At 54.4% G+C, this 7,488-nt stretch carries 5 protein-coding genes; 2 read left to right on the top strand and 3 right to left on the bottom strand.

The window, feature by feature from the left end; genetic code table 11:
- Positions 1 to 122 precede the first annotated feature (122 nt).
- Complete coding sequence (locus tag POG22_RS07575; protein ID WP_498904526.1) at positions 123 to 944, bottom strand: DUF4340 domain-containing protein; 822 nt, start codon at positions 942 to 944, stop codon at positions 123 to 125.
- A 162-nt stretch (positions 945 to 1,106) separates the two neighbouring features.
- On the opposite strand from POG22_RS07575, the gene POG22_RS07570 reads away from it, so the two are divergent.
- Positions 1,107 to 2,093 (top strand): cysteine synthase A, encoded by a 987-nt coding sequence (locus tag POG22_RS07570; protein WP_498904524.1) that lies wholly within the window; start codon positions 1,107 to 1,109, stop codon positions 2,091 to 2,093.
- Positions 2,094 to 2,215: 122 nt separating this feature from the next.
- Here the strand turns inward: POG22_RS07570 and psaK are convergent, their stop codons facing one another.
- Together psaK and POG22_RS07560 are read right to left on the bottom strand one after the other, a co-directional pair.
- Positions 2,216 to 2,476 carry a photosystem I reaction center subunit PsaK gene (gene psaK / locus POG22_RS07565; protein ID WP_498904527.1) on the bottom strand — a complete coding sequence of 87 codons (261 nt, stop codon included), beginning with the start codon at positions 2,474 to 2,476 and terminating at the stop codon, positions 2,216 to 2,218.
- Positions 2,477 to 2,844: 368 nt separating this feature from the next.
- Complete coding sequence (locus POG22_RS07560; protein ID WP_498904522.1) at positions 2,845 to 4,632, bottom strand: SWIM zinc finger family protein; 1,788 nt, start codon at positions 4,630 to 4,632, stop codon at positions 2,845 to 2,847.
- Between the two features lie 181 nt (positions 4,633 to 4,813).
- Between POG22_RS07560 and POG22_RS07555 the strand changes: the two genes are divergently transcribed.
- On the top strand, positions 4,814 to 7,471 hold the full coding sequence (locus POG22_RS07555) for a filamentous hemagglutinin N-terminal domain-containing protein (RefSeq protein WP_498904521.1): 2,658 nt from the start codon (positions 4,814 to 4,816) through the stop codon (positions 7,469 to 7,471).
- The last annotated feature ends 17 nt before the right edge of the window (positions 7,472 to 7,488 follow it).

The raw sequence follows: 7,488 nt of genomic DNA, 5'->3' as shown, positions 1-7,488 counted from the left end.
GGAGAGGGGGAGCAGAACGCTGGAGAGAAGGGTGGCGAGAGGTTTCATGGTTAGCTGCTCTGTTGGAGGTGTGGACGCGAACTGACAGAGAAACCCCCGTAGAATGGATATCTGATTAGATTTTACGGCGTTTCTGGTTCGGGGGTGGCTTCGGGTTCCGTATCGGTTTCTGTCGCTTCGGGTTCGGGTGCAGTTTCTCCCTCGGGGGGTTCGTCTGCGGCGTCGGGATTCGGTGTCGCTTCCGAATCTCCCTCTGGGGTTTCAGGAGTCGGCGGCGGTTCGAGTTGTCCTTCCTCACCTTCGCTGGAATTCGGCGGCGGTTCGGCTTTCCAGTCTTCTAGGGTGCGATCGATCGCGTTTTCGAGATTCGTCGGTAACAACAACACCGTAAAGTCCGTCGCGTCTTCAGTCGGATCGGCGATCGCATAGACGAAACTATCGGTAAAATCCCGCTCTCCGACGAGGAGACGGTGGGTTTCGCCGTTTTCGAGGCTGAAATTCACAGTGGCGACAGGTGTTTCGAGTCCGTATTCGGCTTTGTCTTCGGCTTGAACAGAGATCGATCGCTCGGCTTCGGCGTTGGCGAGAGCGGACAGTAAAAACGTCACGTAAGCATCGGTGGCGGGGGTAGCGTCTCCGTTGGGTTCGCCGTCTTTCAACGGGGTAAACTCCCAGTTGGCGACGGTAAACTCCTCTCCATCGGGCGATCGCAGTTCCACGGGTTCTGCTAGCGGCGTCAGGGCGATCGCGTAATCCGCCGTGGTGATTTCAATGCTCGTCACCCGTTCTTCGTCAAAAACGAACGCCCGTTTCTGTTGCGCTTGGCGTTCTTCTTGCTGCGGCGCGATAACGGTATCGTACAACCAAAGACCTCCCGCCAGCACGATGGCGAGGGGAATCAGAACTTGAGTCGATCGCTTGAGCTTCATCGACGGTATTACCAATCGGTTCGTTTTCCTAACATACTGGATCTCGCGACCGAGCGATCGCCGTTTTGCCCCCCACTCGAACCCGATACAATCTTTTAAGAACGATAACTCGAACTTTGGGCAGTCGAGAACGGTTTCTCGCACTGCTCGATCGACGCACACGCAACGGATCGACGCATGGATATCACAAACGGCTTTGTCGGAACAGTCGGTAACACACCTCTGATTCGCCTCAACAGCTTTAGCGAAGAAACGGGCTGTGAGATTTTAGGAAAAGCGGAATTTCTCAATCCAGGCGGTTCGGTCAAAGACCGAGCGGCACTCTATATTATTCAAGATGCCGAAGAAAAAGGGTTGTTGAAACCCGGCGGCACGGTAGTTGAAGGGACGGCGGGCAATACCGGGATCGGCTTGACCCACATTTGCAACGCCAAAGGCTATCGATGCCTCATTATTATCCCAGAAACCCAGTCTCAGGAGAAAATGGACACGCTGCGGACGTTGGGGGCAGAAGTTCGACCCGTTCCGGCGGTTCCCTATCGCGATCCCAACAACTACGTGAAACTGTCGGGACGACTGGCGGAGGAAATGGACAACGCGATTTGGGCTAACCAGTTCGATAATTTAGCTAACCGCCGCGCTCACTACGAAACGACAGGGCCGGAAATTTGGGCGCAGACAGACGGTAAAATCGACGCTTGGGTAGCTGCGACGGGAACCGGTGGTACTTATGCGGGGGCGGCGATGTTCTTTAAGGAGAAAAACCCCAACGTGAAATGCGTCGTCGCCGATCCGATGGGAAGCGGACTGTACAGCTACGTGAAAACTGGGGAAATCAACACCGAAGGCAGTTCGGTAACGGAAGGCATCGGAAACAGCCGCATTACGGCGAATATGGAAGGTGCGCCCATCGACGACGCCGTGCAAATCGACGATATGGAAGCGGTTCGCGTCATTTACCAACTGCTGCGAAAAGACGGTTTGTTTATGGGGGGTTCTGTCGGTATTAACGTCGGGGCGGCGGTGGCGTTGGCTAAGGAACTCGGCCCCGGACATACGATCGTGACGGTGTTGTGCGACAGCGGTTCGCGCTACCAGTCGCGGTTGTACAATGCTGAGTGGTTGGCGGAGAAAGGGTTGGCGATCGATGAATCGTCTGTTTGACGCGGACGATCGCCGCTAAATTTCAAACACGATAAAAGTGCGATCGCATCTCTAACGAGATCGGGCGATCGCACTGAATGTGATAAAGCCGTGTCAAGCGACAAAAGTAGAAGAACCGAGAATTAGAGTGCGCCGACGCTCTGTAAACCCAAAATCGCACCGACTCCGAGAATGTGACCGAAGCTGGTGGTGGCGATGACGGCGGGCAATCCGAAGCCGCCAAACAGTTCGGGAGACGGCATTGCCGGTCCTTCGCTAGGTTTTTGGATGGTGTATTTTCCGATGGCGATGGCGAGGATGTTGCAGACGATCATGACGATGGCGATGCTAATATTCCACTCGCTCGTCGTGGGTGTCAGGGCAAATAAAACGCTTTGTAACATAGCAATCCCAAACAGGTTAAACGAACCGAAAGACGACCGATCGATCGAAACACGAACGCCGTTCGCGCTCGATCGCAATCCGAAGTTTTTATAAAAAACTGGGAATTTGATGTTCAGTTGTGCTGAACCACTGAATCTTCCCGATTTCGGAAAACGAATCGCTGAGAATACCTATTATCAAATCCCACGCGATCGCTGACGTTTTTGTTGCAGGACTTTACATTTATGTAAATTTTTATCTCTTTGCGACCGTTTTGTGTTGCATTATGCAGAAAAATATGTATTTCTGCTTTTCGAGCCATTCGTTCCATCGATCGAAGACATGAGAAATCCGAAATCTCGAAGCGTCCGGGTTCCCTCTTGTGTGGTTACAAACCTGCTTCGTTCAGCAATCCCATAAACTTATATTTTCGACCGTGTTCTTGAGTTAAACGGTTGCGGTAAGACAGCCACCCTTGAGAGTTGTCGAGTTGTTCGTAAGCGTGTTTGACATATTTTAACCAATCGATCGCGTGATGGTATGCTTTGGCTAAAGCGCGATCGAGAATATCTTCAGCGCGATCGCGAGCGTTGTTTAAAACCCATTCAGCGCGATCTGACAATACCGCATCCATCACTTGTCGAATTAAATCTCGATCGGGATAGTAGAGATCGTTAACGAGAGCGATCGCTTCGTCAAACATTTGTTCGTACAAATAAATTTGCACGCGAGCGGATAAAGCATTCCATCCCGAATATTTCTTCAACGACTGCAATAAGTCTTCTTTTAAGACATCCCAGGTTTCGCCAGCAATTTCTTGAATTTTTAGATAATCTTCATAAGTTGCTATTGCTTTGAACGCTTCAAATTTTGCAGATAAAACTATATCAAAATTCTGTAAGCGTTCGGCGATTTCGCTCGTCCACATTGCCAGATCGTACTGAGTTTTCTTCGCTGTATAATTTATCGCATTGGAGCCGTAAAGCAATGCAGATCTGGTATCGAGATCTAAACCTTTTACGGCTAAATTTAATGCAACGTCGAGTCGATCTTTTTCTGCAAATCGCTTTGAAATTCTGTAAGCTTCCTCTTTCGTTTTAATTGAGTCGAGTTGCGCGATCGCGTCCTCAATACGCTCGCATTGAATTAACATTTCCAAATATAAGTCGATCTGTTCCGTAAACCGAGATAAATTGAGATATTCCTCAAATCGTTCCTGACGTTCGAGAAGTTTCAAACGAATTTCCACCAACTCTAGAGGTTCGGTAAACTCAGTGGGAGACTGTCCGGTTAACACCTGTTGGAGCGTCTCGTCGTCCCACCCTCGATCGAACGCTAAACGGCGCAGCGGAAACCAATCAGGACAGCGATCGTCGTCGGCTTCTATAACGACTTCCAAATCGACTTTTTGCGGCGCATCGAGATCCGTACTCAAAAGGGCTTCCGCCCACAGGCGATCGAGTTCTTCACGAAATTCGAGTAAGTCCAGTCCGTAATTGTCGAGGTCGTCCCATCGATCGAGATAGACTTCAGTTACCGCTTCTAAAATCGCGATCGCATCGTGACCCGATCCGCGATCGAGATAGAGTCGGACGGGATCGAACAGGTCGAAAACTTCCTCTTCGACGGGATTGTCGTAATCGCATTCCCCACTTTCAAACCGATCGATTCCCCGAGTGATGGTGCGATCGAGTTGTTGTCGAAACGGTTTTACGTCAACGACTGGCGGCGGCGGCGGAAGTGGGGGAATTCGTTCTTCTAGCGATGCGTTGTCGCGAACGTAGGCTTCGATATCTTCGATGAGAAACGGATGGAGATCGACGAGATGCTCGATCAGAGCGACTTCTTGAAACTCTTCCAACGCTCCGAGTAAATCGCCTAAGCTAAAGCGTTCTTCGATCTGTTCGGCATCGTGGAGATACGTCAAGGCTACGGCGACGATATGCTTGCACCATCCCCCCCAATCGTAAGGACAAGAACACTCCGCCGAGCAACTCTCCACGTCCAAAAACGTGTCGTAATACGGCTGGCTTTCGCCCATAACACAGGCTTGGAGGAGGCTTCCCCGTCGCGAGATCGATTGGACTTGACCCCATTCGTAATATTCTCTCCCCCGCTCGATCGATTGTGGGGTCGCGTTGCGTTCGATATCACTGAAATTCAACTGTTCGGACATCGGGACACCTCCATTTATCGCACCGCCCTCAAACCTAGGATATGGCACGTCGCGTCGCCAGGGGGGTTTGTCAAGGACAAAAATCCAAACGAGGCGATCGCACCGGCGCTTCACCCACTTTCAAAAGGGTTCCAGATAGCGATACCATCAACGTATCTCCAGTGTCAAAGGAGGTTTTTCGATGTACTGTCGCCTCAGCCTTGCCATTTCGAGCGTTCTCGCGTTCTCCATCTCGCCTCCGACTCTGGCACAACTCGTTCCCGATGCCACCTTACCCACCCCCACCGCCATCGAAACGGACGGACGTACCCAACGCATCACGGGTGGAACCCGAGCGGGACGTAACCTCTTCCACAGCTTCGATCGCTTCGACGTTCCCGACAACAGCACCGCCTACTTCGACAACGCCCTCACGATCGAACATATCATCACCCGCGTCACCGGACGCCACCCGTCCCAAATCCACGGAACGATTCGCGCCAACGGAACCGCCAACCTGTACCTCCTCAATCCCAACGGCATTTCCATCGGTGCCAACGCGCGACTCGACCTCGGCGGATCGTTTTTCGGCACCACGGGCGATCGCTTGTCGTTCGCCGACGGAACGGAATTTCTCGCCCAACCCGAAACAGCGTCCCCCCTCCTCACCGTCAGCGTTCCCACCGGCGTACAACTCGGGCCGAATTCAGGAAACATCGCGATCGCCGGAACCGGACACAACCTATTTTTCGACGAAAACCTCGCCACCGCCCGAGATAACCGTCCCGACGGGTTCGCCGTCGCCCCCGGAAACAGTCTCGTTTTCGTCAGTCCGACCCTTACCCTCAACGGGGCTAACCTCACCGCCCCCAACGGCCGCATCGTCCTATCCGCCGTTACAGCAGGTCGGTGGACTTTCGACGCCACGACCCTCGACCCAAATACCGTTTACGGTGACGTGCGCCTGAGCGACTCCACCTCCGTCGATGTCAGCGGAAACGGGGGGGGCGAACTTCTCGTTCTCGGACGCCGCCTGTTTCTCGAATCCGGTTCGACGCTATTGTCCGACACCTTGGGAGATGCACCGGGACGGGGAATCGTTTTACGCACCACAGAACTCATCGACGTTCGGGGACTCTCGAGCGATCGACTCTTTTCGAGTGGGTTCTTCGCCGCCGTCAGTCCCCAGGCCAGCGGCGACGGCGGCGATATCCTCGTTGAAACCGATCGCTTGGTCGTGGTCGATTCCTCGATTTTAGGAGCGGATACCTTTGGGTCGGGAAACGCAGGAACCTTAACAGTTCGGGCGTCTGAGGTAGAGACGCGCAATAGCTTTTGGTCGGGAACCAGTTTCGAGACGGCCACCGGTCGCGGCGGACGGACGATCTTCGAGGTCGATCGCCTGTTAGTCGCAGACGGCGCGCAAATTCTCGCCATCACGTGGGGAGATGGCAACGCCGGGAGTATCGACGTGCGATCGCGGGAACTGGTAGAAGTGCGAGGACTCGGACGCAGTATCACGGAAGATTTACCCGGTCGGGTCTTTAAAAGCCTTTTGAGTACTGCTGCGGGGCTGGAAGCGACCGGACGCGGCGGTGAGATTACGATCGAAACGGCTCGGTTGCGCTTGGTGGACGGGGGCGTGATTTCCACGTTAACCCGCAGCGACGCCCCGACCAGTCCGGCGGGAACCCTCACCGTTCGGACAACTGAAGCGATCGAAATTATCGGACGAGACAGCGAAAACTTGCCTTCAGGACTGCTGACAAACACGACCGGAGACGCTCCCGGTGCCGATTTAATCGTCGAAACACCTCGGTTGACGGTGCGCGACGGCGGACAACTCAGTGCGGGAACCTTCGGCGGAGGAAACGGCGGCGACGTTTGGGTACGGGTGTCTGAGGAAATCGATTTGAGCGGAACGACGCCGTTAGTCGAGTTAGGGCGGGGAGATTTCGCCCGAGACGCTTCGGGAACGCAATTTCCGAGCGGAATTTTCAGCGCCTCGGAGGGGGCGGGATCGGCGGGAAATTTGGACATCGAAACTTCGGTGTTGCGGGTCGGCGATCGCGCGGAGGTGGCGGTAGACAGTATCGAAACGGGATCGGCAGGCAGTCTCTCGATTCAGGCCGATCGCGTCGTGTTGGACGACGGCGGACGGTTCCGGGCAGACAGTCGCGGGGGATTGGGCAACATCAATCTAGAGGTTCGGGATTTGCAGTTGCGAGGGGGCAGTCGCATTTCCACCAACGCTCTCGAAGAAGCCACCGGCGGTAATATTTTTATTGAGGCAGAAACCCTAGTGGCGTTGGAAAACAGCGATATTACAGCAACGGCACAGCAGGGATTCGGCGGCCGGGTGTCGATCGCCGCTCGGGGAATTTTCGGGCCGAACCTGCGCGATCGCCTCACGCCCGAGAGCGATATTACCGCCAGTTCCGACTCGGGTGCAGCCTTCAGCGGTATCGTAGAAATCGAAACGCCGGATATCAAACCCCGTCAGGGACTCGAGACGTTACCGATCGCACCGATCGATGTGGCGGGATTGGTGGTCGATCGCTGCATGGCGTTAAACGCCGGGAGCGAGTTCGTCGTCACCGGACGCGGCGGTTTACCCCCCGATCCCTGGCAAGCGTTGTCGAGTCAACCGCTATGGAGCGATTTTCAGATCGTCGATCCCTCTCCGACGCGGGACGTTCGGGAGAACACAACCGACCGTTTCGAGGGGCGATCGCCAGACGAGCCTCTCGTCGAAGCTCGAGGATGGCGGAAAAACCCAGATGGTTCGGTTACGTTAGTGGCGGTGATTCCGGCGACTGGGTCGTCGCAGTCCTGGCCGGTTGAAAGACTTTGTCGGTAAGGGAGTTAGCGATCGCG

Origin of the sequence: Geitlerinema sp. CS-897 (assembly GCF_028368005.1) — a bacterium.
GTDB classification, from domain to species: domain Bacteria; phylum Cyanobacteriota; class Cyanobacteriia; order Cyanobacteriales; family Geitlerinemataceae; genus Baaleninema; species Baaleninema simplex.
Note: the sequence above shows the minus strand (reverse complement) of the source record. Positions and strands in the feature narration are given on the sequence as shown.

What these genes read in the sequence shown, in the direction of transcription:
- POG22_RS07555 (WP_498904521.1), top strand. Translation starts at nt 4,814, where the DNA reads ATGTACTGTCGCCTCAGCCTTGCCATTTCGAGCGTTCTCGCGTTCTCC.
- POG22_RS07570 (WP_498904524.1), top strand. Translation starts at nt 1,107, where the DNA reads ATGGATATCACAAACGGCTTTGTCGGAACAGTCGGTAACACACCTCTG.
- psaK (WP_498904527.1), bottom strand. Translation starts at nt 2,476, where the DNA reads ATGTTACAAAGCGTTTTATTTGCCCTGACACCCACGACGAGCGAGTGG.
- POG22_RS07560 (WP_498904522.1), bottom strand. Translation starts at nt 4,632, where the DNA reads ATGTCCGAACAGTTGAATTTCAGTGATATCGAACGCAACGCGACCCCA.